17 protein-coding genes are annotated in these 26,891 nt (G+C 52.6%); all 17 read right to left on the reverse strand.

Annotated features, from left to right (window positions below):
* Positions 1-192 precede the first annotated feature (192 nt).
* On the reverse strand, positions 193-2,427 hold the full coding sequence (locus NTU47_02935) for a hypothetical protein (protein ID MCX6132746.1): 2,235 nt from the start codon (positions 2,425-2,427) through the stop codon (positions 193-195).
* 39 nt (positions 2,428-2,466) lie between these two features.
* Entirely contained in the window at positions 2,467-3,405 is a 939-nt protein-coding gene (locus NTU47_02940) for a glycyl-radical enzyme activating protein (protein ID MCX6132747.1), read from the reverse strand.
* 512 nt (positions 3,406-3,917) lie between these two features.
* Positions 3,918-7,142, reverse strand: a complete 3,225-nt coding sequence (locus tag NTU47_02945) for a T9SS type A sorting domain-containing protein (protein MCX6132748.1) — start codon at positions 7,140-7,142, stop codon at positions 3,918-3,920.
* Between the two features lie 26 nt (positions 7,143-7,168).
* Positions 7,169-9,061, reverse strand: coding sequence for a T9SS type A sorting domain-containing protein (locus NTU47_02950; protein ID MCX6132749.1), 1,893 nt, complete (start codon positions 9,059-9,061; stop codon positions 7,169-7,171).
* Positions 9,062-9,765: 704 nt separating this feature from the next.
* The gene (gene rsgA / locus NTU47_02955; protein ID MCX6132750.1) at positions 9,766-10,842 is read right to left on the reverse strand and encodes a ribosome small subunit-dependent GTPase A; all 1,077 of its coding nucleotides are present in this window, start codon (positions 10,840-10,842) and stop codon (positions 9,766-9,768) included.
* 87 nt (positions 10,843-10,929) lie between these two features.
* Complete coding sequence (locus NTU47_02960; protein ID MCX6132751.1) at positions 10,930-12,486, reverse strand: tetratricopeptide repeat protein; 1,557 nt, start codon at positions 12,484-12,486, stop codon at positions 10,930-10,932.
* 341 nt (positions 12,487-12,827) lie between these two features.
* Positions 12,828-15,986 carry an efflux RND transporter permease subunit gene (locus tag NTU47_02965; GenBank protein MCX6132752.1) on the reverse strand — a complete coding sequence of 1,053 codons (3,159 nt, stop codon included), beginning with the start codon at positions 15,984-15,986 and terminating at the stop codon, positions 12,828-12,830.
* Between the two features lie 14 nt (positions 15,987-16,000).
* Positions 16,001-17,050 (reverse strand): efflux RND transporter periplasmic adaptor subunit, encoded by a 1,050-nt coding sequence (locus NTU47_02970; GenBank protein ID MCX6132753.1) that lies wholly within the window; start codon positions 17,048-17,050, stop codon positions 16,001-16,003.
* A gap of 114 nt (positions 17,051-17,164) precedes the next feature.
* Positions 17,165-18,487, reverse strand: a complete 1,323-nt coding sequence (locus NTU47_02975) for a TolC family protein (GenBank protein ID MCX6132754.1) — start codon at positions 18,485-18,487, stop codon at positions 17,165-17,167.
* Positions 18,488-18,546: 59 nt separating this feature from the next.
* The gene (locus NTU47_02980) at positions 18,547-19,200 is read right to left on the reverse strand and encodes a TetR/AcrR family transcriptional regulator (protein ID MCX6132755.1); all 654 of its coding nucleotides are present in this window, start codon (positions 19,198-19,200) and stop codon (positions 18,547-18,549) included.
* A 223-nt stretch (positions 19,201-19,423) separates the two neighbouring features.
* Complete coding sequence (locus tag NTU47_02985) at positions 19,424-20,077, reverse strand: phosphoribosylanthranilate isomerase (protein MCX6132756.1); 654 nt, start codon at positions 20,075-20,077, stop codon at positions 19,424-19,426.
* A 133-nt stretch (positions 20,078-20,210) separates the two neighbouring features.
* Positions 20,211-21,149, reverse strand: coding sequence for a drug/metabolite exporter YedA (gene yedA, locus NTU47_02990; GenBank protein ID MCX6132757.1), 939 nt, complete (start codon positions 21,147-21,149; stop codon positions 20,211-20,213).
* A 7-nt stretch (positions 21,150-21,156) separates the two neighbouring features.
* The gene (locus NTU47_02995; protein MCX6132758.1) at positions 21,157-21,441 is read right to left on the reverse strand and encodes a hypothetical protein; all 285 of its coding nucleotides are present in this window, start codon (positions 21,439-21,441) and stop codon (positions 21,157-21,159) included.
* Between the two features lie 57 nt (positions 21,442-21,498).
* Positions 21,499-22,608, reverse strand: a complete 1,110-nt coding sequence (locus NTU47_03000; protein ID MCX6132759.1) for a metallophosphoesterase — start codon at positions 22,606-22,608, stop codon at positions 21,499-21,501.
* Positions 22,609-22,638: 30 nt separating this feature from the next.
* Positions 22,639-23,205: a DNA-3-methyladenine glycosylase I gene (locus NTU47_03005; protein MCX6132760.1), complete on the reverse strand. Its 567-nt coding sequence runs from the start codon at positions 23,203-23,205 to the stop codon at positions 22,639-22,641.
* Positions 23,206-23,364: 159 nt separating this feature from the next.
* The gene (locus tag NTU47_03010; protein ID MCX6132761.1) at positions 23,365-25,821 is read right to left on the reverse strand and encodes a zinc-dependent metalloprotease; all 2,457 of its coding nucleotides are present in this window, start codon (positions 25,819-25,821) and stop codon (positions 23,365-23,367) included.
* A gap of 276 nt (positions 25,822-26,097) precedes the next feature.
* A complete protein-coding gene (locus tag NTU47_03015; GenBank protein MCX6132762.1) occupies positions 26,098-26,742 on the reverse strand; it encodes a hypothetical protein in 645 nt (214 codons plus the stop codon).
* Between the last annotated feature and the right edge of the window lie 149 nt (positions 26,743-26,891).

A 26,891-nucleotide genomic window follows, 5' to 3' on the forward strand; every position in this document is an offset into this window, starting at 1 on the left:
TCCTATCCTGGCTCTGAACAACAATGAAGTGAGGAATGAAATCCTAAAGCCTAAATTCGAAATCCGAGAGAAACCTCAGATTCAAATGTCAAAAGAGTCTGCCTTCAAGCGCTGCATAGTTCGGATTTCGTGCTTGTTTCGTATTTCAAGTTTCGGATTTGCAGATGCTGCTTTTTCAGACGATACTGTCGATCACTCCTCCGCAATGATCCGGTCCACCACAATCTGCCGCATTTCGGGTGAAAGGCTCGCGAAATAGGCGCTGAAGCCGGTCACGCGCACGACCAGGTCGGGATGCGAGCTCGGGTCCTTGTGGGCCTCGAGCACTGCCTTCTTGTTCAGGATATTCATGTTGATCTGCGTCCCGCCAAGTTCAAAATGCGTCCGGATGAGAGCGACGACGTTCTCGATGTCCTCGTTCGATTTTGAGAGGCCCGGATCGAGCTCGATCTGCATCGGCGCTGTGTTGCCATACCCGGGCTGAACGGCAGCAACAATGGAGGCAAGCGCGGTCGGGGCAGCGTCTTTCCGGAACCCCGGATCCGGGTTAGGACCGTGCGAGATCGGGCTTTTCGAAAAACGCCCGTTAGGCGTCGCGTCCACGTCTTTTCCCATAGCGATTGTTGCCGCCCAGGAAAAGATGCCGGGGATCAGGTTGAACCCATGCGGGGTCGGTTTCTCTTTGACGATCGCTGTGAACGTGCGCGCGACATTCACTCCGAACTCATCAGCCTTCGATCCGCCGCTTCCGTATCGCGGGACGTTCTTCATCATGAGCCGCATACGCTCGCCGGTTTCGCCCGCCCAATTCGTGTCAAGAAGATTCATCAATTCGTTCCAGGTGATCTTCTTCTCACGTTCAACTCGCTGCTCGACCGCGGCGAACGAATCGGCAACTGTCGCCAAACCCGCCCCGTCGATGCACAGGTTGTAGAATTCAACGCCGCCATGTGATGCGTCTCGTCCTTTTTCAATCGGACCGTAACAGAGGAGATCGAGATGCAGCTCGGGGAAGACCCGATACATGTGATCCATGTGAAAATCGAGGCTCAGGGCGACCGTTTCGACGCCACGCCGGAGATGCATTGCGAACCGGCGCCAGAGCTCATCCAGAGAGGGTTCGATGGATCGGTCGGACATCATGTCTTTGAGCGCTACTTCAAAGATGGTGGCAAGGTTCACCTTGACACAGTCGTTCACGGTGTATTCCCTTCCGGGAATCGCGCACCAATGACAGCCGGAGTACGCCCGCTGGCGTCCCAATTCGATCGGCAGTCCATTCCTGGCGAAACCTTCGCTCGTGCGATCGATGCCGAGAAATTTTGGTATGCCGGTCTTGTCCTCAAACATGATCTCGACGCCCCGCCGGAGCAGTTTCGGATCGACATCTTTCCCGACGCACACACCCACGTTCACAGGCACTTTCAGCCGATGTGCTGCTTCAAGGACAAGATAGGAGAGGGCATTTGTCGTGTCCTTTCCGGATGCGTCGGGACCGCCGAGCTGCGTATAGCTGGTGTCCATGATGAAATGGCAGGCCAGGTGGAAAATGGCCTCTTCGTCAGTCAGTATCCCCTGTTTCTTACCCTCTTCATAGAAAGGGAACAGAAATTGGTCGACGCGTCCAAGCGAGCCGCCCATATTGTACATTTTACCTGCCAGTTGATAATAGAGCATCCATTGGCACGCCTCACGAAACGTCTGAGGCGGACGATGTACCAGATGTTCGTTGATGGTTGTCATCTCGGTCAGGTTCTGGCGCAGCTGTGGATGCGCTTCGCTCTGGGCCATCGTTCGAGCGGTTGCAGCGTGCCGCGCGATCCAGTCTTGAATGCCGAGCACCATGTGTTCGAGTCCGTCATACAGTTCCCGCGCTTCCTCGTCGGTGTTTACTGTGCGATAGTGACGGATTCTCGCGAGAATCCCCCCCCAGCCAAGCGTGAGTCCAATTGCCTCGTCCTGACAGAAGTGCTGCACGGCACCAATGCCGTGATGGAGTTTGTACTTCTGCTGATCCTCGTGGAGATGTGAGAAATCGAAGTCGGGATTCCATGCGGGTTGACGGTAGGCGAGGAAATGAGCCATATATCCTCCGGCGAGAGAGCTCACCGGATCCACGTACGGCGGGTGCAGGTCTATGAGTTGGCGGAAATTCTCGCCGCACGCCCTTGCGCCGAAAATTCCTCCGCTCGGATGATTGCTCTTTGGCGTGAATTCCTTGAAGAGGGCATCGACCATCAGCAATCCGGACCCGCTGACGACCCGAACGATTTTGCGCGACGCCGGAGGAGGCAGCATGATCGGGAGGTCGTCCATGTCGAAGGAACCAAGTTCCCGCCATTTCTCTTCCGTGTGACGCATCTTTGTCGCACGTAGCATATCGATTCGTTCGGTGAATGTCAGTTCTTGCGTGTCGGAGCGAATCATGGAGACCCCATTCAAAGAGATGATGTGATGTTCGTTTTCCTATCGCATGGAAACGTCGATGCCGCATTGGCGTGCGGCGTTGAGGAGCACCGTCATTGTTTGCTTCGTCGGCGGCTCGACGTCCCGTGCTTTGTACTCCAGACCCAGGCTTGGATATTTTTCTGCGGCCAGCTTATGAAATGCGAGGAGTTCGTATCTGATCCCTCCGTTCGCGTCCCGGCCGGAGCTCTTGCGAAGTTCGATCAGCTCTCGAACAAAAGAGGCGATCTGTTTGATTTCCTCTTCCGTGTCATTCACCGAGTGGACGACTGGCGTGCGAAAGATTATCGTCGCTCCGCTCAGGGCAAGCTGGCGTGCATTCGAAAGGATTCGGTCATTCGGCTGGCCGGTCGCACTCTGATGCTTGCCGGAATCGACATGCTTGATATCCATCATGATCAGGTCGGTGATGGGAAGGAGAGCCTCGAGCGATGCCCACGGAACTTCGCCGCACGTTTCGATTGCTGTATGCAGCTGATGGTTCTTGCACTGCTCAAGAATTGCCGCCGCAAAATCCTTGCTCAGTGCCGGCTCACCGCCTGAGAGCGTGACACCCCCGCCGGACGACTCGTAAAACGATCTGTCGGCCAGCACTTCATCCATGACCTGGTCAACCGACATGACGCGTCCTTCCAGTTGAAGGGCACGCGAGTAACATGTTTCAACGCACTTTCCGATCAGATCGCACTTGTCGCGTAGAAAGACATGTGCCCCGTCATGCATTTCATGGGCATGGTTCGGGCATGCGATGACACATTGTCCGCAGGCGATGCAGCGATCGGGAAAATAGCGAAGCTCCGGTTCCGGGTGCTGCCCTTCGGGATTGTGGCACCAGAAGCAGCTCATGGAGCATCCTTTGAGGAACACAGTTGTGCGGATGCCCGGACCATCGTGCAGGGAAAAGCGTTGGATGTTGAAAACGACATCAGCAGTGTTCATTGCGACCCGGTGCGGGGGGGGACTATTTCGCGAACGATGCGGCAGTTACAGCAAATGCGGAGTGCGTGGAAGATCAGCCCTATTCCGCCCTGCTCCTCGTTAGCGCATCGTGAGTTTATTAGCTGAATTTTGGCTGATATTCAAGGCGGGACGGTGTGGAAAAGAGAGGAGTTTTGGCGAAATCCAGCTGCAGAATGAGGTTTCTTATATGAAACACGTCATTCTTGAAAATCGCCCAGGACACTTTCCTCCACCGGGGAAACAATGTGATTTTCAGAATTCTAGGAACATTTACAGCAACTCCATACCATCTTGTGCACCAAGGAAGGCAGCAGGTAAACTGTAGGAGTCAACCGGGGAGAGAAATGCTCTTACAACTATCAACTTTTGACAGGATTGTCGAAGGTCTAATGGCCGTAATGTGGATGGATCTCATATGGTAGTTCACAAAACAAAGATCCAGACTCGCTGGAAGAATCCAGCTCTCTTTTTCCTACAAGATTCAGTAGATACTATTTCATCAGAATCATCTTCTTCGTTTCCACAAATTCCCCTGCCTGCAAGCGATAGAAGTATAAGCCGCTGGGTACATTGGCGTTCCACTGAACCGGGTAATAACCGGCTCCCTTCTCTTCATTTACAAGCACTGAGACTTCCTGACCCAGTGTGTTGAAGATCCTGAGCGACACATTTGCTGTCTTCGGCAATGAGTACCTGACCGTTGTACTTGGGTTGAACGGGTTGGGATAGTTTTGAAAGAGCTGGTATTCCGTCGGAATATCTTTTCCATCTGCGTTTACTGATAGAACAGAGATGACTCTTACATGCCAGGTTGCTTGTGATGACGAAAAACTGTCGGTAACTACTACCTTGAGCTGGTGCTCACCAAATTCAAGCTTATCGGTCTTCAAGAAGTATTGAGGCAAATCCCGATTTGGAATTAGAGAATAGTTGAGGTACCAGCTATAGTGGATAACATCGTTATTCAAGCCGATTGCATTCATTGTAAACAATAGACTATCACCCTTCGCAATTTGAATCGAACGACTTGTATCGGGGATTACTGATTGAATACTAGGGCGGGCTCGATTCAACGCAAGGCGAAATACTCCCTCACCTTGCGTACCGGCATAGAGGTATTGTCCGTCTTTACTTATCGCCAGTTTTTGAACTGCTCGTGTACGTAGTCCTGCGTTGATGCGATACCATGATTTTCCGGCATCGAGAGAGCGATAGACACCGCTGCGCCAGTCTCCCGCATAGATCGTTTGGGAATTTGTTGGATCAACAACAATGGATCGGATAGCTGCTTCCGGGTCCATCCCATAGTTGATAACTTGCCAGTCCTGTCCGCTGTTTGTGCTCTTGTAGATGCCTCCCCTTTGACTTCCCGCATAGACAACTCTTGGATTGGCGTAATCAATGGCGATCGCTCGAACATCCGGCACGGTGATGCCTGTTGAACTCTTGAACCACGATCTTCCACCATCCACCGATTTGTACACACCAGAATTCAGCTCTCCCAGATAAACGGTATCCGGACTAGCAGGATGCACAGCAATGTGGTTGATATTTTTGGTCGTCAATTCCAAGCCGTTGTTGACATATTGCCAGGTTTCTCCTCCATCGGTGGATTTGAGGACGCCATAGCTTGGTTGCGTTGGATCGAACGGAAAGGGACGATCGATCTGATAACCGCCACGGATCACACATCCGGCATACAATATGGTCGGATTTGAAGGCGCATAGACAATCGTCCTTATTTCGTCCCCGGGCAATTGGAAAACAACTCTCCAGCTTCCGCCGCCGTCTGTGGTTTTGAAAATCCTATCCCCCATATCAGTGCTCACCATGATGTTGGAATTGAGCGGGTGTATGGCTACACTTCTCATTTCCAGTGGTCCATTAGGCATATTGTTGAACCTCATCGACATCGCCCCGATCCCAAACCAGTTGTCTCCGCCATCCGTGCTCTTAAAAACACTGCTTCTTGCAACCACAACTGCTTTGAGCGGATCATCATAGGCAACAGCGATATCAGTTACCTCGCATCCGGTGTATCCCTTGCTGGCAGCACTCCAATTTCTTGCGCCATCCTCAGAGACGAATACTCCGCCACCATAGCTGTTGGTAATCAGCCAGTTGGGTTTACTTTTACACGTGGCGATACTAATGATGTGACCGGGATTGATATAAGGAGGATTATATGTCGTTTGAAACCAAGTTATTCCCTTATCGGTGCTTTTGAAAAATCCTCGGTCTGATGCAGAGGCATAAACCACATTGGAATTGGCGTCATCAATTTTGACATAGATGAAAGGAAGGCCAGGATATCCCCCATATTGGCGGGTCCACGATTGACCACCGTTTGTGGTTCTCAATATTTCGCCCATTTCAGCATTTAAGCCGCCGCCAAAATCGTTCAATCTACCTGCAGAGGCAAACAAGATATTCGAGTTGTTTGGATCCATTTCAATATGACCAACCGTTAAGTTTGTCACACCGTTATTGATATGAAACCACGTTTTGCCAGCGTCAGTACTTTTCCATATACCCTCTTCATGCACATCGTCACGATCAAAAATCCCAGTTGCTGCATAGACGATATTTGTATTGGCAGGATCAACGATTATTGTTCGAACCAACGCATCGGAATCCAGCAATTCATTCCAGCTGTCGCCTCCGTTGGTGGTTTTATATATTTTGCCCCGCGATGCTGCTGTTTGACCGGCAGGTATTTCATTGCCCGATAGCACCCATTCGGTGCCGCAATAAACAACGTTGGAGTTCCCCGGCTGAATGGTGAACGAGCGAAACGTGAGGCGCGCTGTTGAAGGTATGCCATTATTCTTTTGTTGCCAGTGCTCCCCCTTGTCTGTGGATCTGTATACTCCTGTCATCCCAAGGGTTCCGCACCACACGATGTTCGGATCATTGGGATCAACAGTCAAACTGAAAATTGGTATTCCATCACCTGTTGAGCCAAATCTGCTTGTGATCCCCTCGTTCTTTGGGTACCAGGTTCTCGCGCCATCATAACTTTTGTGGACACCGGCCCATTGGTCTGTAACATATATGATATTGGGGTCAGTCGGATCTATGCGAACATCGTAGCCAATCCCACCAAGAGGCCCGCCGGTACGGACCCAGTCCGCTCCTTGTTTGGGGATTATCTTGTCGGTCTCCACAACGATGTCATCAAAATAAGCTGTGCTGTTATCAAGAACCTCCAACCCGATTTGGCCGTACAACAATGGTGCCGGATCCTTATAGGTTATGTACAAGATGTTGTCCACATAGACTCTGATGAGATCACCGACACCTTCAATTTTGAAAAGGTGCCATACATTGAAGCCAATACTGAGGTTGGATTGCGCTAGCTGAGTATGAACATTCTCGGGCCAGTTGGTGCGAGTCAACGTAATAATGTTCTGAAATACTCCGATGGCATATCTGCCACTTTTCGCCTGTCTGGATACGAGATGTACACTTCCGCTCGCTAACTTGACAAGTACTACAAATCGATAATCGTCCCAGCTTTCACCCATACTCGCAACCGCATAGCCGGTCCCCTGCAGTATCTTGTTGGATCCCTCTGAAACAATCTTGAACTTCTGCTGGGTATTCCACCACGTTGCAGAGCTATCCTCGAAGTTCTCGTGATAGAGAATGGTTTGCCCAACTGTCGTCGTTTGTACTAGACAGACGACGAAGAGAATCATGGCTAATGGTCGCATGGTTTTCTCGCCACCTCACATTGATGTTATTTCAAGACTACAATCTTTCTCGTAGCTTCCCCGCTGCCTGTTTTCATTTTGCAAAAGTATGTGCCAGAGGAAAGACGAGAAGCGTCCAGGTGAATCTGGTGACTTCCACTGCTGAAAGAGCCATCTACCAGTGTCGAAACTTCCTCGCCCGAGACACTGACGAGTTTCATAACTACATGTGTGGCTTCTTTGAGTGTGAAACGGATAATGGTAGATTGATTGAACGGGTTCGGATAGTTCTGCTCCAGGAAGAAAGGCTCTTGAGTCGTAAGTCGTTCTTCAGCTACTGCAACACTCGTGACGGAGAGTGAAACCGTTGTATCAGTCATGACGATATCTGGAATATCGAAACCCTTCTCATCCATCCACGGCTTGAAAAAGCGTCGAAATACTAAACGTGCTTCTATGGTTACCTTCTGGCTTGATGATGGCGTTCGGAAATAGTAATAGGATGTATCAATTGCGAACGCAGCAAGCCGATTGTCACCTAGAATCCTGGTTTGCCGCCACTGTGGGGCGGGTGAATATCCATCAAGATCCTCCAATATCTTGGCAAAACCCTTGCCTGGAACACCGGAATAATTCCCTTTAGAAATGTCTCCAACCCCACCCCAGCGTGGGACCTTCTCGCCTCCGATGGATCTTAGTGTATCACCAGCTGATCCCTTTGCTATGACCTGCAATATCATATTCCTTGAAGTGTGACCTGTGGGTACATGGTGGCCGGTCTTGTCATTGTAGATGGTCACCATGACCTTCACGGAGTCATTATTCCTCTGGGCCTTCAACTTCATGGTCACTGAGTTTGCCAGTATCTTAGGGTCGCGCGATCCCGGCATGAGATGAGATGGTATCGTCAGCGGATCGCGTTCTAGGCCCCCTTTCCCTGGGGCAAAGTTGGTGGTGACTCTATCAGGAGCCATGTGACAAGTCTGACACTCTACACCCATCGCCGGATAAGGACTTGACTGCCACTCAGGAAAACAATCATATGCAGGGGTGCCCCAAAATTTGCCGGTGTGGCATGGGGCGCAGATTTCGCTCTTGCGCATCAAGGGCAAATAGGCATCTGGCTCGCGTATGTCATCGTATGGTCCAAAGAACACTTGGTTCCCTTGTGATGGTCGTAGCATTGTAATTGAAAGGACACCTGTCGTTCCTTGTCCGGTGCTTGGTGTTACCTTGTACATTTTGTGACAGAAGTCGCAAAAAATGCCATGAAGAATTGTCCCAGTCTTCTCATTGGGGTTTGCTCCCCAGGGATTGTTCAGTGCAGCACCTGGCATGTGACATGTCGCACAGTTTCCGTTTGTTTGTGGAAAATCAAGTTTGTAGCCGAATCCAATATTCGGATTCCCCTTGATATCTGTCCCATTGTACATCGCATAGAAGAAGGGATTCTTCCCGGACTGGCCGTGCGCATCGTTCCGCCATTGATTCATCAGCACTTCTGCATGACAATTGCCGCAGCTTAGTGCAGCGGTGGAATCAGGACCTGGAAAGATGAACTGATAGGATGAATCATCTCTTGATGGTAAGGCCGTCAGGATCACTACTACGTTTGTGTCGCCGGCCACGGCCTTCGATTCGCCGTTGTAATACCCTTCTGCCCAGGCTGTGACGACAACGCTATCTGATGTGCTAACCCCCTGAAGTGCAAATCTCCCACTAAAGTCAGCCGTCGCTGATATTTGAGTAGCCTTAACTCTGACTCTGGCGAAAGGCAAACTGCGGGAACCATTTGAGATAATGCCCGAGATCTTCTCAACCGGTTCGTAAACGTTCAGGGAGGTCAGGGACAAGATCAACGGAATAAGGATTGCAGCAATACGAAATCCGGCGAGGTTCTTTTTGAATATCCCTTCGCAGCCTCGCGGATTCTTTTTCACGCATGTCCTCCACAGTCAAAACACTTGAAAGCACAAAACCTCCCTCATCGCTTCACACAAAGACGGAGGTTTCAACTCCACATTCGACGGGTCAAACTTGATTATCAGAGGCGGGTCACGGTGGTTGGAGAATGGTATGACAGTTATCGCAGAAAGTCAATGGCCGGGAGGTACCGCCAAAGGACTGGCGCAGGAAGCACGGACAAATCGCTTCCTGTCTTCATCTGTGAATTCCCAGCGGTATGTTCGCTTTTCTCAATGCATCATTTGAGTTCTTCATCCCTACTCAGGAAGTCAAATACGGTTACCTAAGCATACATGCTCTAAGTTCTTTGGAACACGGCGGGAGTTAAATTGGCACAAAGATGAGTCACGGCTTGATGAAAGAGGCCTATACCAAATTGATTACCAAATCGGCAGGTTTTTGTACAGCTTCAATCCATGGAACCAGTGAAATTACTCCAGAAGTGGTACCCCCAACGGGATTTACGCCAAACAGACGGCGGACAGGCGAACTCGCGTACCGAGCTTGAAAAGCTTGTCCATCCCATACTATCTGTGGGGCAGGAGCTCTTCCGTAGAACTAGATTGTGTACCACCAACGTCCGGGCAAAACGCCCATCTACGTCCTGTGAAGCGGACTGCGATGAGTAGCACCGTTGCGGACCGCCACCCTGAACAGACACATTGGTTGCCTCGGTCCATCAAGACGAAGGTTTTCGCTTCTTAAGCTCTTGCATTGCGGTCTTGATCATTCGCCCAAATTGCTTGTCCTTCTTGCGTCTCTCGACGTAGGTCATCTCATGGAATTGGGATTCCTTGATCAATTTCAAATAACTCTGATACCGAGCCTCACCGAGAGAGCCACTCTGAACTGCACCGAGGATCGCACAACCGATTTCGACGGAGTGCGTACAATCATTGAACCGGCAGTGCTTCGAGAGTTCGTGAATATCAGAGAAACTGTCGTCTATACTTGCCCCGACACCCATCAAACCCAGTTCCCTCATGCCTGGAGTGTCAACCAAGAGTGCGCCGCTGTTCAGGACTGTCATCTGACGGCGCGCCGTCGTATGCCTTCCCCTGCTGTCCTTTTCACGAACCGGACTTGTTTCAAATGCCTCGCAACCGAGAAGATGGTTTAGAAGTGTAGTTTTGCCCACACCCGAGGACCCAAGCAAGCAGTATGTCTTTCCTTTTTTCAGAGCCTGCCTCACTATCTCGAGGCCCTTTTCAGTATTGTTGCTGCATGCGATGATCCTTGCATTGATTCGTGCATCCCGGATCTCTGACATCCGTTTCTCTAATTCCCCGGCGCTGACGAGATCGCTCTTGCTGAGCAGGATGACAGGCTCGACCCGGCCCTCATTGACCATCACGAGATATCTCTCCATTCGGCGAAGGTTGAAATTGAGATCGCACGATTGCATGATGAAGGCGACATCGATATTCGAAGCGATCATCTGGTATTCAACTTTATCACCGGCGGATTTGCGACGCAAGAAGGTTCTTCTTGGGAGTAGGTCGTGAATAATTGCAAGTGTGCCATCATTGTGGTACTGGACCAGGACCCAGTCCCCAACGCAGGGGAGATCTTGGCTTGATTCGACAGAAAAGAGGAGCCTGCCTGTAGGCTCCGCTTGAACTTCATTGTGCTCATTGCGAACGAGGTACCGGTCCCTGTCGACTCTGGTGACGCGCGCGATAGTGCAGTCCGGTAACGCGAGCCCCCTACGTTTCTCTTCAAACCAATTATCAAATCCAAGATCTGCCAGATGCATTTGATGTCCTTGGTATCGACAGCAAACAATGGCCGTCGCCAATGGCACAGAACTAGAAGCTAACCGCCAACTGCCAGAAGCCAACAGCTACTCCAACTCGCCGATTTGAAACTCCTTGTCTTTCGGACGGATTTGATCATGAAGTCGTTTCAGTGCGTAGTACGCGTCCTGACTTCCCCGCTGGGCAGAGCTGCGGTACCATTTGACCGCTTCCGGAAGTCTCTTTGCGACACCGGTGCCCGTTTCATAGCAGTACCCGAGCGCGACCTGAGCGAGAACCGCTCCCCTCTGAGCTGCCTGCTCGAGCTCGGCAATTGTTGCCGATAGTGTCTTCATGTTCTTTTCTGTTCGGACCGAGAGCGCAGCGATGCGAAGTCTCGCTTCGCGGCTTCCCAACGCAGATGCCTTCGCCCAGAGCACCATCGCCTGACGGCGGTCTTCCGGTACCCATCGGCCCGAGTAATAGCACAATCCGAGCTCGATCATGGCCTGTATGTGGTTCACAGAGGAAGCCCGCGTCAGGAATTCAAGCGCTTGCTTGTCTGTGATGAATCCTTCTTTCTGTGACATCAGATAATCGAGCTTCAATGCGTTCATTGCGGCCCAGGTAAACTCCGCATCCCCATCGTGCTGTCCTACCCGTGACTTGATCAACTCGAAGAACCCTTTCTGTTCGATCAAACGAGCGAGCAAGCCGGGAGCACGCGGCGAGGACATTCTAATTGCACGGATATAATACATCGCGGCCGTTACAGGATCTTTTGTAACGCCGATGCCGCGTTCATAGCTGCGCCCGAGGATCGTCAACGCCTCCGGGCTTCCTTCTTCGGCTGATTCCCGAATGGCTCTCATGCCCGCTGTGTCAAGATCGAGCGCTTTCGTTGGTTCCTTGGATATGCCAAGCGCTCTTTTCAGCTGTGGTGTTGCTTCACGCAGAGCGTCCTTCAGAAGTGTCGCGTCGCTTTGCGTTGCGGTGTCGGCTTCTGCATCAAGAAACACAAAGCCGAGGGTCTGCTTCACGGGGGGCTTCTTCTTTGAAGAGGATGTGTCTTTTTTGGCGCTTTGATCTTCGTCCTTTTTTCCGAGCCCTCGCGCATCGAAATCAGCGACTGCTTCCTTGGCGGGAGCGTATCCGGCGTCCGCCGATTTCTTGAGCCACTTGTACGCTTCTTCCCAGTTGCGAGGTACGACAAGATTTTCCGTCATGAACATGCTCAGAATGTACTCGGCCTCGACCATTCCCTGCGTCGCTGCCGTCTTGAAAAGCTTATACGCGTCGAACGGATTCCACGGTAATCCCATGCCGTTGAATTCGAGTATGCCGAGGTTGTAGGCCGCATCGGCGGAATTCTGTTCTGCGGCGCGCTTGATCCAGAAAGCCCCCTTCAGAGTGTCGGCAACAACCCCTTCGCCAAGCAGATACCGAAGCCCCAACTCCTGTTGCGCCGCCACGTCGCCTGAGTACGCCTTGCGCTCAAGCATAAAAATGTGCATCAGGTTGTAATCGATATCCGAACGCTTGAGTTGAGCAGAAGGGGAGGGATTGCGATAGTTCTTGTAGACAGGACTGTCGGATCGGTCCTGAGCCAGGATCCCAATCGAACCCAATGAAATGAAGAGGGTGAGCAAAATAGCATTTTTCAACTGCATTCCTGGAATTGATTGAACGGCACTTGAATCAAATACGGCAACTCTTTGAACAAAATCAAATTGATGCTGTCCAAAAGGTTGGTCGACCTGCCCGCCATTCATGTCCCATAAGGTCAGACGGGAAGGCCCTTTCGACCACGTTGAGTTTCACCAATAGTCAATATTTTAGATTCCCCAATGCAGCAGTGAGCTTTGATAGTACTTTTTGGACAGGCCTTGTGGCAGGAACAAAAAAAACGGCCGTCACGGGCAGTGGCGGCCGTTGTTCATTAGACGTATGACCTGACTAAAACTTGCCGAACCGAAACGTTAACACTCCCGATGGCCCGCTTAGATCAGGGTTGCTGGAAGCCGGCGATTGTCTCCGTTGATTCTCCGCGCAGTCGTTGCGGGACAACTCTTCGGACAAACGCTGGAAGCTTCACGCGCCATTCATCGACCTTGGTGTACATCACAGGTACGAGCACGAGCGTCAACAGAAGCGAGCTGATGAGCCCGCCGACGAGCACCCACGCGAGCCCCGATTTCCACTCTGCTCCGGCTTCGGAGCTCAGTGCGATCGGCAGCATACCGACCACCATAGAAACCGTGGTCATCAGGATTGGGCGTAACCTCGTCTGACCGGCTTCGATCAGTGCATCGTAGGTGCTCAACCCTTTCTCGGAACGCATCTGGTTCGCACGATCGACAAGGAGAATTGCGTTCTTGCCTACAAGTCCGACAAGCATAATGATGCCAAGAATCGAGAAAATACTTAGCGATTTCATCGTCAGCGCGAGCGCGAGCAAGGCTCCGATCATAGCCACCGGAATCGAGAACAGCACAACAAACGGATAGACGTACGAGTCGTACAACGCCACCATGATCAGGTACGTGAACAGAATGGCGGCGAGCAGCGCAAGGCCGAGGCTTCCGAACCCGTCTGCCTGGTTCTTCAGGTCGCCGAGATATGCGATGCTCATATTCGCAGGGATCAGGCTTCCCTGGCTGATCGCTTTTTGAATGTCTGCTCCGATGCTGCCGCTCGGGCGACCAACCGCCTGCGAAAACACTGTGACGGAAAAGTTGCGGTCCTTGCGTTGCAGTTTAGAGGGGCCCGTCGATTGCGTGATGGTGGCGAACTGCGTCAACTCAATCAGCTGTCCCTTCCGGTTCGCGACCGTAAGACTTCCGACGTCGGATGTCTTCGATCTGTCAAATTCATCCAGCACGATCCGCAGATCATACTCATCATCCCCCTCACGATATTTCGAATCATCGTCGCCGTTGAGCGCTATCCGCAGCGACGCACCGACCTCCGAGAGGGAAAGACCGAGCGCAGCCAGTTTCTGCCGGTCGATCTCGATGCGCGTTTCCGGTTTTCCTTCTTCCGACGAAAGGCGGACATCTGCCGTACCGGGGATGGTCTTGATAACATCGACGAGCCTCTGGGATGCTGCCCGGACTTCTTCGTAGTTCGTGCCGCTGACAGCGATCTGAATCGGCGTCTGGTTTGCGGTACCGAAGATTCCGATCGGGTTGACGCGCACCTTGACGCCCGGGATGTCAGAGGCTTTCAATTTGATTTCAGCGCCGACCTCATCTGTCGATCGCTTGCGCTCCTCGCGCGGAACCAGGGTGACGTTCAGTTCTGAACTATTGTTCGATGTCTGGCCGACGAACCCTTCGCTGGAAACGCCGACATTGACAAACATCTTCTTCACCTCAGGCACGCCGGCGATGATCTTTTCGACCCGCTGTGTCACAAAGTTCGTGTTTTCGAATGTCGAACCCGGGGCCAGTTCGAGAGTGACGGTAAACTCACCGCGATCAGCAACGGCTATGAATTCCGAGCCGATGAAGCCAAGTGGCACCAATGCAAAGGAGGCGACAAACATCGAGCCTGCCATCGCATACACTTTGCCCCTGTTCGCAAGTGCCCAGTGCAGGGTCTTCACGTACAGCGCGGCAAGCTTCTCGTACACTCCTTCGAACCAGAGAGCAAATGAGCCGAGTATGGAGTTCTTCGTCAGGTGCTCCAGCTTCGCAAACCGGGACGCCAGAAGGGGAGTCACGGTAAACGATACAAAGAGAGACATGAGTGTCGAGAACACAACAACCAGGGCGAATTCCCTCATGATGTTTCCGATAAGCCCCGAAACAAGAGAGAGGGGTAAGAAGACGACAACGTCAACGAGGGTGATCGACAATGCCGCGAAACCGATTTCATTCCGCCCTTTGAGGGCGGCGGACCTGCGTTCCTCGCCCATCTCAAGATGGCGGTAGATGTTCTCGAGAACGACGATGGAGTCGTCAACGAGAATACCGACCACAAGCGAAAGGCCCAGCAGGGTCATCAGGTTGAGGGACATATCAAACACATACATGGCGATGAACGTCGAAATCATTGACGCCGGAATGGCGATCATCACGATGACGGAGTTCCGGATGCTGTGTAAAAAGGCAAGCATGACAATGGCAACCAGCATGATCGCGAGGGCAAGGTCCTTTTTCACGCCGTTCGCCGCATCAAGCGTAAAGACGGATCCATCCTGCGCCACATCGAACTTGAGGCTGGCATCGGAGAATTTCTGCTCGAGCTTGGGCAGTGCGGCGCGGACGATCTTACTGACGTCCACGGCATTCGCATCATTCTGTTTCGAAATAAGGATGCCCACCGAGGTGATGCCGTTGATGCGGCTGAGCGTTGCGTAGTCTTTTTGTCCATCCTGAACCTCGGCGATGTCAGAGAGCTTGATGTTGCCTCCCTGTTTCGACTGGGCAACGACCAGATTGCGCAGGCTTTCAACTGAGCTGAATTTCCCTGCCAATCGCACGACATACTGCGTCCCATCCTCTTTCACCTTCCCCGTCGGAAAGTCAAGGTTCGACGACTTGATGACCTGTGCCACCTGGAGGAGGGAGAGCCCGTACGAGCGGAGCTTCAGCGCGTCGATATTGACCTTGATCTCCCGTTCGTCTCCACCCACAAGAGTCACCTGGGCGACGCCGTCGAGTTTCGAGAGCTCCGGCTGAACGCGGTTCTTGAGCAACTGATAGAACTCGCGGCTGCTCATCGAACCGGTTGCCCCCATACGGATAATCGGGCGCTCGTCGATCGCGAATTTGGAAATCGTCGGGGCTTTTGCGCCCGACGGAAGCTTCGAGACCACCTCGTTCACTTTGCGCTGTGCGTCCTGAAGCGCGAGGTTGACGTCGGCAGACTGCAGGAACTCGATGGTGACGAATGAGACTCCCTCAGCCGATGAAGCGTTGACGGAAGAAATCTTGTCGAGTCCTGAAACCGCATCTTCGATGACCTTGGACACCGAGGTTTGAACCTCTGTCGGGGCCGCTCCCGGATAGACTGTCGCAATGGTAACGATAGGCGGTGAAATCTTCGGCAGCAGTTCGTACTTGAGCTGCCCGAAACTGAAGAGGCCCAGAACGCCGAACACCGTAAAAATCACGACAATCAGCGAAGGACGTTTGATTGCTAATTCAGTAAGCGTCATGTGTCATTCTCCTCTTATTTCAGCACCGTTACTGCGACGCTGTCTTTCAGGTTGTTCTGTCCGCTCATCACAATGGTTTCCGATTCCATGATTCCGTTCAGGACTTCGAGATTCGTGCCGACCTGTGCACCGACCACGATATTCCGCAGCCGCGCGATGCCGTTGTCAACAACGTACACCTGCGGTTTCTTTGTGCTGCCCACAAGCGCCTGGCGCGGTATTGTCACTGACTCATGATCTTTCACCGAGACAAGCGATACGCGCCCGAACATGCCTGCCTTTAACGGATGCCTGGCGCTGTTTGCCAGCACGACCTCAACGGGGTAGGTATGCGCATCGTCTGCCTTGGAGCTGATCGATGATACTTTCCCTTCGAATGTGATACCCGGATAGACGTCGGTCGCTACCTCAACCTTGTCGCCAGCCTTGATGCGAAACGCATCCTGCTCGGAGACGTTGAGCCTTACCTTCAACATCGAAATGTCAACCACATTCGCGATCGTATTGTTGGTCTGAATCATCGTGCCCACATCGACCTGCCGCGCACTGACGACTCCGGCGATCGGTGTCTTGATCTTGGTATCGTTGAACTGACGGCGTGCCACGATATACTGCGCCTCTGCCGATTTGAACGCCAGACGCGCTCCCTCGAGCTGCGTGTCAGAGACCGAGCTGTCTTTGATCAGTGACTCGTAGCGTTCGAGGTCTTTCTTGGCCTTCTCGTAATTTACTTCGGTTGTCGCATATGCAGCCTTCTTGAGTTCATCATCAACTTCAACGATCGTCGCCCCTGCCTTCACGTAGTCGCCGATGCTGGCAAGAACCCGAATCACTTTGCCCTGTGTCTCCGACACAATCGCCACGTCGCTATTCGCCGTGATCGTGCCGACGAGCGAAACGGACTCAGAGAGCCTTTCTTTGGTCACCTGAGCGACCGTAACAGGGAGAAAACGGACTACGTCTGGCTTCGACCGCGCCTGCATTTTGGTCCGGTTGTTCAGCAATATCGCAACCGTGAGAGCCAGGACTATCACGACTCCCGAAAACAACTTCATTTTCTTCATAATGATCTCCTTAATGTAGATAGCGTTCTTATACTCAGATACTTAAAATCTCAACTACTGTCTTACTCAACTACTCACATACTTAACTACTACATACTCACTACTTCCAGTTCCTCATTCTCCAATGGATCGTTCCAGGCTGGCCTCAGCAAGCTCATAATCGGCAACAGCTTGCGCATAGTTGGTTTTGGCCTGGAGAAGCGCCACTTCTGAATCCAGGAGATCTGTGTTCAAGGCAAGCCCCTGCTTGAATTTCCCGCTTGTCACACGATAATTTTCCTCGGCCTGCCGCACACCCTGCTCGGCAACGCTGATGCGTTCTCTGGCGCGGGCAAGGTTGAGATAATCGCGTGTGACTTCGAGAGCAACCGCGTCGCGAAGTTGTCCCAAACCGTCTCTTGTCTGCTCAAGTTGTGCTTTCGCCTGGTCGGTCTGGCGAACTGTTGTTCCCCAATTCCACAAGTCCAGCGACACCGAAACACCCACATCCCACGTGTCCTTGAAAACGTCCTGCGTCGGGAATATCCGCTGATTGGGCCTGGCCGTCACGTAGTTACCGACGAGGTAGAGCTGAGGCCACCAGCCGGACTGGGCCAGCGAGACCGCGGCGTCGCTCGCCTGAACGCGATACTGCATCGATTTGATTTCCGGCCGACGTTCGTGCGCCTGGTTGATCAGCGCAGGCAGGGCGTCAAACACCCGGTGCTCATGCATGAGGTCTGTCGTGAGCTGGACATCAGAATCCAGAGGCAATCCGATCACGTTATTGAGCATGATCCTCGCGAGCTGGACGTTGTTGTGGGCGTCGATCTGGCGCAAGCGAACATCGGAAAGCTGGACCTGTACTTTGAGGACCTCGTTGTTGGTGATCAGTCCCTGGCTCAGCCAGTTTTGGACATCTTTCAGATGCGCTTTGACCTGGTCGACGTTCTCGTCGACCACCTTCTGGAGTTCGAATGATTTCGCCAGATTCCAGTAAGCACTCTTGACATTGAACGTGAGCGACGACTTGTCACTGTCGAATTCCTTTTGCGTTGCCTGCGCGGCAAAGTCAGCGATGTCTACGCTTCGCTGAAACTTGTAGCCCGTGAACAGAGGCTGCTGAACAGTGACACGCGCATTGAAGTTGTTGCTGATCGACGGTGAAAGCGTAATCGGTGCAGGCAAACTGGGCAGAGAAAACTGCGCAGCCGGAATGTCGCTCAGCTTTGTGTACCCTCCGTTGAATTTCACAGAGGGAAGCAGAATCGTGCCCACCTCGCCGGCTTTCGCGTCGGCGTATTGTACCTTCATGAGCGATGCGTGGAGAGATTTGCTCTTGTCGAAGCTCAGCCGGACGGCGTCATCAAGACTGAGTTGGAGCTTCTGTTGGGCGGATCCGGTCTGTGCGCCTGCGAAGAGCGACAGCGTCAAAAGAAGATGGAGAAATCGTTTCATAGGAGTCTTCGTGAATTGTTCTATGGTTGTGTTCTGGTTCAGACGATTGTGTAATGATTTTATGCCGCTGTGGGAACAGGCGATGCGTTCGGTGAAACAAGCGGTTGCGTGTGCAATCGCAAGCGCGCTTCATCTGTAAGAATGCCGCGGAACATGACGCTGCTGACTGCTTCAATGATGTGAGAAATTGGCCGTTGGAGCCGGCCGAGCGATTCAGGTCTCAGTAATGCCTGGAATGCTGCGATGAACATCGCAGTGACGATGGGTTCTTCGATGTCACTACGGAACATCGCTTCGCGGACGCCCTGTTGAATGACTTTCGAAACAACGGTGTGGATCTGCTGGTTCTGAAAGTCGTCAGTGCATTTGCAGACTCCGGGCGCGTGCTTCTGGAGGTCCATTCTGAAGTGCGGTGTCAACTGGCTGTGATGGGCCGCCGTGAGGTCGAGTATGCGTTTCAACTTCTCTATGAAATCCATGGACTGGTTGTCGACGAGCGCATCGATCTGCGACGATAATTCCGATTGCAGTCCCCGGACCATATCCGAGGCAAGTTCCTCTTTGCTGGGAAAATGTGCATAGACGGTCTTCTTGCTCATCCCCAGTTCGGAGGCGATGTCGCTCATTGTCACCGTACTGAAACCAAACTGAAGGAAGTGCTCACGAGCCTTCTCGAGGATTCTCGCACGAATTTCTGAGTCTGGAATGTTCATTTGTCCCCTGGAAATTGTCTAGAAACCCTTCGGGTATCCCGGGTTTCCTGTGTGATGCCGAGGAATCTCATTGAACTTGGTCATTTCCTAACCATTTCCAGAAATGATTAGTTCCGAAACCGCGCAGGTTTCTTGAGTTCCTTTGGGAGACGTTGAAATCGCTTGATTCTGAAGGGGGTTGTGGCCGGAGGCAGGCTACAGAAGTGGAACTTTCTGGGACAAATCAGGCCTGCTTGGCTGCATCGAAGAAGCGGGAGAGCTTTGTTTCGTCGAGGGAGCCATTGGTCCGGACGCCGTTGCAGAGATCGACACCAAACGGACGGACGAGGCGGATTGCGTCGGCGACATTCTCGGGGTTGAGTCCGCCGGCGAGATAGACAGGCTTCGATATCAGGGCGCAGATTGTTTTACTGACGGTCCAATCATGCACGCGCCCTGTTCCGCCAAGTTGTTTGACCGGGAGATTTGGGTTACCCGAGTCAAGGAGAAGTGCGTCGACAAAAGGAGCCACGGACAAGGTGGCTGCAATGGCATCGTTCCCGGTGACGTGAACAACCTGGACGATTGATACGGAGGGAAGAGAGTTCTTCAATTCGCGATAGGTTTCGAACGGAACGGCATCAACGAGTTGTACCGTGTTCGCGTTGGTCCTACGCTGTTGGTCGATGATGGAAGGCGCATCTTGTTTGGACGTCAGAAGAAAGGTAGAGACGCCGGCGGGAAGGCGCGGAATAATGTCGGCGATCAGATCCTCCGAAATTGGTCCCGGTCCGCTCGGCATTGCGGAAACAAACCCGAGCGCCGAAGCGCCGTATCGGATTGCCATCTCCGCCTCTTCAATGCTCTTGATACAGCAGATTTTTACACGCGTGTTCATGATGAGTGAAGAGTAAACAGTAAATGGTGAATCGAAACAGGCAACTTGGAACTTTGAACCTCATACTTGGAACTTTGAATTCACAACTCAAAACGTGAAACCCAAAACTCAAAACCTGCAAACTCCCCGACCTTCATTCTTCTTTAGCCGAGAGCGTCTCGATCGCCTTTGATCTCTTTCTTGTGCCGAATATGGTGATCGTGGCAACTGCCGCGATGATCAAAGCCGCTGCGAGAAATACGCGGGTCGGCAGCTGCTCGCCGCCGACGGACCAGCCGATGAATACGGCAACGATCGGATTCACATATGCGTAGGTCGACGCACGTGTCGGCGTCGTGTTGCGAAAAAGCCAGATGTACGATGAGAAACCGATGATGGAGCCAAAGACGACGAGATACGCTACAGCAAAAAGGGAAGTGGTCGTAATGTGCGCCAGGTGGAGCTGGCGCAGCTCTCCCATGAGGAGTCCGACGACGATCAATCCCACGCCGCCGACAAGCATCTCCATGCCATTGGCAATTGCGGGCGACGAAGGGAGTTTTGCCCGCCGTGAATAGAACGATCCGAAAGCCCAACAGACCGATGACACAAGCAGGACAGACGCGCCGAGAGCGCTCACTTCGCCTCCTCCGACGAGATCGGCCGGGTCGACGAGGATGGCAATCCCGAGTGTCCCGAGAGCCAAACCGATGAAAACACCGGCAGTCGGACGAGTGCCTCCCTGCATCCAGTCGATGAGGATGAACCAGAGAGGACTGACAGCGACGAGGAGAGCAGCGATGCCGGAGGGGATCAATTGTTCGGACCAGCTGAGGCCGCCGTTGCCGACGAGCAGGAGCATCAGTCCGACGATGGCGGCGGATTTCCAATGTGTAAGTGTCGGTCGTTCCTTGGAGCGAACGTATCCCCAGAGGTACATCATCGATCCGGCGATAATGAACCGGAAGCCAGCCATGAGCAGCGGCGGAATCGTCTCAATGGCGAGGCGAATAGCAAGATAAGTCGAGCCCCAGACAATATAGACCGAGGCAAACGCAGCAATCAGTTTCAGTCGTGGGGGAGATGAGTGCATAACGGTGTCAGGTGAGCGTTCTGTTTTTCCAGTTCCACCACTTCAGGAGTTCAGGCTGCCTGCGTTGCGTTGAGGCATAATAGACTGCGCATCGGAAAACGTACAAGAGACATCGATCGATTGGCATCCCGACCTGGGCGCAACGCTTGATGTAAAGTTCCTCGGGATCTTTTCCTTCAAGGTCGGGGACTTTCCGGATGCCGAGCTCCCATAAGTCCTCCGCAATGCTCTTGCCGACGCCGGGAATCTCCTGGAGCGACTTCAGGGATTGTTGTTTCAACCTTGTATTCATAAGGGTCATCTTTCAGTCTCAGCCGTCTGAGCACACCAGTGAAGCAGGGATTCTCCGCTACTTTTTCAGCGATAGAGTATCGAGCGGCATTCCTTTGTCGTTATATACCATCAGGTCGAAGGAGGAGGGAGTGACATCGATGATTCCGTAGTTATACTCTTTCGCCGCCTTGACGACGTAGGGAGCTGTCCCGAGATTGTAGAGTGGAGCTCCGACAGATCCGATGACCATGTGATGTACGCCATCGACGAGATTGTGCTGGAAGAAATGAGAATGTCCGTTGAAGACCACATTCACGTGATTTGGCACGAAGACATTCTCAGACATTTTCATCATGAGACTGTCCTCGCCGTGACCGCCCGCGCAATAGCCGGGTCTGTGGTTGATCACGACCTTCCACGCTTTTGTCGCGCTAGAGAGATCATGCTCGGCGAACCGGTATTGCAGGCTTCCCTCGTAGTATGGGATTTCGTTGTTCAGGACAAGAACATGCATGTCGCCGTAGTCAAATGAATAGTATTCCTGAACTTCCGAGGGAGACTCTGGTGCCTGCGTGAACGCACGTGTGTTTTGCGTCCATCTTTCATGGTTGCCTGGTGTATTAAAGAATGGGACCTCCGCAATGAGGGCGAGTTCCTCCGGGCGGAAGAATTGTTCCTTGAGAGATCCGTACTTGGCGTTGATAGCCAAGTCGCCCCCGTACAACGACATGACTGGATGTGCTTCGCGAACTCGTCTGGCGATGGTGTCATGCACCGTTACGCCGGTCCGGAAATCCGCCATCCATGCAAAACGGAATGGTGTTCCGGGATTCGGTGCGGTCTGAAACGACGCATCACCCGATTTCGAACCATTGTACACCACTCTGTAATGATACCGTGTATTCGGCGATAGGCTGCTGATCTTGATGTTGTGGATGAACGTCGAGTCGCTGGTTGTATCGCAGGAGGTTGTCCAGGACTGGAAGCCGTATGATTTCGTGAGACCATACTCGACCATCAGCGAATCTGTTGAATAACTCTCAGCAAGCACATAGACACTGGTGTTTGTGACGGCCTGCAGGTACGGTGGCACCAACGCTCCGACATATTGGGCGCGCGCAGAAGGACACACAACGAAAAGAACAACGACAAACCAGAGACCAGCAAAAATCGTTCTTTGACTCATAAACAGTTTCGTCGAGCGAATGTGAATGGATTAAGGAACACGCTGATTGTGTTTGAAACATCGTGTGATGTGATCGTTGACCATACCGGTCGCTTGCATAAAAGCATAACAAATCGTTGAGCCGACAAAACGAAATCCGCGTTTCTTGAGATCCTTGCTCATCGCGTCCGACTCCGCGGTCCTGGGTGGTATCTCTTTCAACGATTTCCATCGGTTCTGTTTTTGTCTTCCGCCGATGAACAGCCAGATGTAGGTATCGAAAGCGCCGAATTCCTTCTGCACCGCAAGAAATGCCTTCGCATTCCCGATCGCAGCGTCAATCTTCAGACGGTTACGAACGATTCCCGCGTTTGCCAGAAGTTGACGCTTCTTACGCGCGTCGTACCGGGCGATCTTGGACGGATCAAACTTGTCGAACGCTTTCCGGTAGTCCTCACGCTTCTTAAGAATGGTGATCCAGCTGAGCCCGGCCTGTGCCCCCTCGAGAATCAGCATCTCGAACAGTTTGCGATCATCGTGAACGGGAACACCCCATTCGTTGTCGTGATAATCCTGATACAACGGATCAGAGGTTGACCACCCGCATCGTTCCAGCATGTTGTTTCCATCCTATCAAAACCTTGACAAAGCGAAGCGCAAAGACCGCGAAGGGTGCCAAGCCTTCTTAAGGAAACGATTTTCTCGAAATCTCGTGCTTCGCGGTTTCTTGGCGACCTTGGCGGTTTGTCTTCTCAGAGTAATTCCGCTTTCATTCCGTTACTCAAACTCATAGCCAAAATCCCCGATCGGCTGACCCGGTGGTGCTTCCACGGGTCGGGGAATACTCACTTTTTTGGGATCCTGCAGAAATCTCTCAATCTCAGAGAATGCAAAAAGATTCTGTGCACGTTGGTTCGGGTCTTTCACTGGTTTCGATTCAGCAGCCAGCCAGTTCCTGAGTTCCGAGAGTTTTAGCGTCGCAACGGCGCGGACCTGGGGAGTCGCCCGGTCCATCGACGCAAGCGACATCAGATTGTACATCACAACATAGTTCACACTTCTCTGAACCTCGGCTTGAAATCCCAAAGCTCTGGTGGTTTTCCATGTTTTTGTAATGAGCTTGTCCATCACTTCGTCGAGACCCGGCTGTGAGGCGTCCCGGGCACACTGTTGCACCAGCCGCGAAGCCCGATCCGAATTGAGAATGAAACTGACCGTGTGATTCGCCAGAACTTCTGCCGGCGCAAGAGCATCAAACGTCAATCCCGTGCGGGAAGAAAACAGCTCGCGGTGCCTCTCGTATCCTGCAGGATGAGGAGGAATCAATTTGAGTATGGATTCCGGCAGTGTGAGTGAGGCTGGGGCGATCGTATTCAAGAGAGCGTCCAGTGCCCGCCGTTGTTCGCCGGCGGGCACAAGGGCAGTCGGTACCTGTCCATCATCGCGAAGTGCATAGGTGTAGTTCACACCGCCGAGGACTTTCGCGGCAGCTTCGATTTGATAGCGATGTCCGAGATACAACGGAACAAGCGCTTCCTCAAGTGTGGCGAGCGGAGCGCCAGGCCGAATGTTGTTTTCGCCGAAGCGCGACAAGGCAATCGAGCGCACGCGCATGAACCTGAGAAGCTCATCGACCGCGTTTGTACCGTTGTCCCATAGGTGTGTGAACGGCTGAGCGCTTCCCGGCGGCCGCGCATCCTGGTCGGTCAGAAAAATCAGCCCGCGGTGCCTCGCATCGTCCAAAATGGAGTTCAACGCCTTCTTTTCATCTGTGCCTTGCGGAAAATCCTGATACCCGTAGGCGATGGCGACCTTGTCCCATTCGCCGACACCTGACGTGTAAGCGTTCGAAAGATCGAGCGTGCTGTCTTTGGTGATTGTGACCAAAGGATAAGGATAGTCCATCACCGAGGCGCGGTTGACCGTGCTTGAAATGTAGTTGTGTCCGAGGCCGAGCGTGTGACCTACTTCGTGCGCGGCGAGCTGCCGTAATCGTGCAAGAACCATCTTCTCGAGCTCGGCGGACACAGGTTTCCCTTTTTCGTATGGAGCGAGCAACCCTTCGGCAATGAGATAATCCTGCCGGTCCCGGAGCGAACCAAGAGAGACAGCTCCCTTCATGATCTCTCCCGTCCGAGGATCTGAGACAGAACCACCGTACGACCAGCCACGCGTTGCACGGTGAACCCATTGAATGATATTGTAGCGAATGTCCATCGGGTCCGCCCCTGCGGGCATCAGCTCGACGCGAAAAGCATTCTTGAATCCCGCTGCTTCGAACGCTTTGGTCCACCAGCCGGCTCCCTCAACGAGAGCAGTGCGGATCGGTTCCGGTGCACCGCGATCGACGTAATAGACAATCGGATTCAACACTTCACTCATTGCTGCATCGGGATGCATTTTCTGCAGACGATGACGGGCAATGAAGCGCTTGACGACCGGTTCGCTTAACGGAGCCGCGAAATCCATGTAACTTATTCCAAAGAATCCCGCCCGGGGATCAAACGCACGTGGCTTGTAGTTTGCATCTGGCAGTTGGGCAAACGATTGATGTTCCCGCACAGTGATCGCCTGAGGAGTCGGCACAACCTGCCGGACCCATTGTCCCGGATCTTCTCCGGTGAACGTGAGCGTTACTTCCACTTCGGTATTCTTCGGGAAGTTCTTTGTTCGCGGGAGATAGAATGCGCAGCGGGACAAGTCGAGGCGGTACATTCCCTGGTTTGACTGCTTCAAACTGCCAATGACGTCGTGGGAGTCGCGGAGATAGAACGAAGTAGCGTCGACGAGGACGCGCGAGCCCTCCTCAGCAGCCACATCAAATCCCCACAACACAGATTGTGCAAATGCTTCTTCGACAGCGCGTAATTCATCAGCATTTGTACTACCGGCCCGGTAATCATAGTTTGGCTGAACTAGAAGGACCTTCGGTCCCGATCGTTCGAATTTGACAACCTTTTCGCCTCCGATTTGCCCCCGATCGAGCCCGATGTCGTTCGACCCGATACCGGCAGGGAGAGAACTTACGTAGAGAAACTCACTGCTCCATTTGTCGATTTCGAGCCAGAGTTTGCCCGCTTTGGAGTCCCAGTAGAATGTGAAGTAGCCTGGAAATTTCTCCATGCCCGGAACTTTGTCGGCTATCGTGGCTGGCTTGGTCTCGGTCTTCGTCTGGGCTGATGAAAGTGCAGGTATCACGAGAGCAGTTATCAGAAGAATCACCAATCGCTTCATGCATGCGCCTCGTTCTGATGGAAGAAAAGTGTGAGGAAAAAGGTAGAGAAGAGAGGGGGTAAAATCAATTCAATTCTAACAAGTCAGCTGGCACCTGACGTCCCCTCTCGTGTGAGGCGTTGTGCGTTGAGAGAGGGGAGCAGAGGGGTGTGTGCTCTTGATCGGCACGCGGAAAAGAAAAAACACACACCCCTTACATCCCCTCTTCCCGTAACTCATGCCTGCCCACAGAGGGGACTGTCAAAACTTCGGAAAGAATGAAGACGAAGGTGTTTGTCACAACCCGTCGCTCGCGTCTTCCGGGGGCACTTCATTGACCGGTGGAATGGAAGTCCTTGGTCGAACGAGACCAACGGGACGCAGAGTCTTTGGCGTTGGAGGTGGAAAGAACTCTGCGCGAATATCGAAAACGATATAGTACACAGTCACGCCAACTGCGCCGAGCAAACTGATGGTTCCAAGAAACGCGACCACGGCTGCGAGATCCCCAGCAGAATCCATGATTCCCAGGTATCCGCACAACCATCGCCAGTCGTGCATCGCATGGCGCGAGATGAGCGTAAGCTGCTGCTTGGGAGCATCCGCGATGTAAATGGACACATTGATCATGTTCTGCCCGAGCCAGTAGAGTGTCGCCATGAGTGTCCGGGGGCCGCTCGTTCGCAGGAAGACGACAATCGTCGTAACGGGGATGATGAACTGAATGAGGGATCCCCCTAGAAAATGCATGAACTGCCCGAGGAACCTGAAAATCCCGTGCCCCCCCTCGTGGATGAACAAATCGATGGTGTCGATGATCCAGACAACGAAAGGCATGTCGTGACGGCCGTGCGGTGTCTGATAATCGGTTGCGAGGTAGAGGGAGAGATATCCCAGGAGTATCAGAAAAAGAACCTCAACGGCTATCAGGGCGCGTTTCATCAAAATGGCTGTTTGAGGAGTATTGGAGTGAGATTGCTGGAAAAGCTCCGGGAATGTAGACAACATGGTAACGAAAGTCAATTCGCAGAAATGAGAACAGCAACTTTTTCCGGGTTTCACCATCTCTCTTGTGAGAGGTTGACAGTGAC

Source organism: Ignavibacteriales bacterium (genome assembly GCA_026390595.1).
Taxonomy (GTDB): Bacteria; Bacteroidota; Ignavibacteria; order UBA10030; family UBA10030; genus UBA9647.

What these genes read in the sequence shown, in the direction of transcription:
- NTU47_02995 (MCX6132758.1), bottom strand. Translation starts at nt 21,441, where the DNA reads ATGAATACAAGGTTGAAACAACAATCCCTGAAGTCGCTCCAGGAGATT.
- NTU47_02980 (MCX6132755.1), bottom strand. Translation starts at nt 19,200, where the DNA reads ATGAACATTCCAGACTCAGAAATTCGTGCGAGAATCCTCGAGAAGGCT.
- rsgA (MCX6132750.1), bottom strand. Translation starts at nt 10,842, where the DNA reads ATGCATCTGGCAGATCTTGGATTTGATAATTGGTTTGAAGAGAAACGT.
- yedA (MCX6132757.1), bottom strand. Translation starts at nt 21,149, where the DNA reads ATGCACTCATCTCCCCCACGACTGAAACTGATTGCTGCGTTTGCCTCG.
- NTU47_03000 (MCX6132759.1), bottom strand. Translation starts at nt 22,608, where the DNA reads ATGAGTCAAAGAACGATTTTTGCTGGTCTCTGGTTTGTCGTTGTTCTT.
- NTU47_03015 (MCX6132762.1), bottom strand. Translation starts at nt 26,742, where the DNA reads ATGAAACGCGCCCTGATAGCCGTTGAGGTTCTTTTTCTGATACTCCTG.
- NTU47_02985 (MCX6132756.1), bottom strand. Translation starts at nt 20,077, where the DNA reads ATGAACACGCGTGTAAAAATCTGCTGTATCAAGAGCATTGAAGAGGCG.
- NTU47_02975 (MCX6132754.1), bottom strand. Translation starts at nt 18,487, where the DNA reads ATGAAACGATTTCTCCATCTTCTTTTGACGCTGTCGCTCTTCGCAGGC.
- NTU47_03005 (MCX6132760.1), bottom strand. Translation starts at nt 23,205, where the DNA reads ATGCTGGAACGATGCGGGTGGTCAACCTCTGATCCGTTGTATCAGGAT.
- NTU47_03010 (MCX6132761.1), bottom strand. Translation starts at nt 25,821, where the DNA reads ATGAAGCGATTGGTGATTCTTCTGATAACTGCTCTCGTGATACCTGCA.
- NTU47_02965 (MCX6132752.1), bottom strand. Translation starts at nt 15,986, where the DNA reads ATGACGCTTACTGAATTAGCAATCAAACGTCCTTCGCTGATTGTCGTG.
- NTU47_02970 (MCX6132753.1), bottom strand. Translation starts at nt 17,050, where the DNA reads ATGAAGAAAATGAAGTTGTTTTCGGGAGTCGTGATAGTCCTGGCTCTC.
- NTU47_02935 (MCX6132746.1), bottom strand. Translation starts at nt 2,427, where the DNA reads ATGATTCGCTCCGACACGCAAGAACTGACATTCACCGAACGAATCGAT.
- NTU47_02940 (MCX6132747.1), bottom strand. Translation starts at nt 3,405, where the DNA reads ATGAACACTGCTGATGTCGTTTTCAACATCCAACGCTTTTCCCTGCAC.
- NTU47_02945 (MCX6132748.1), bottom strand. Translation starts at nt 7,142, where the DNA reads ATGCGACCATTAGCCATGATTCTCTTCGTCGTCTGTCTAGTACAAACG.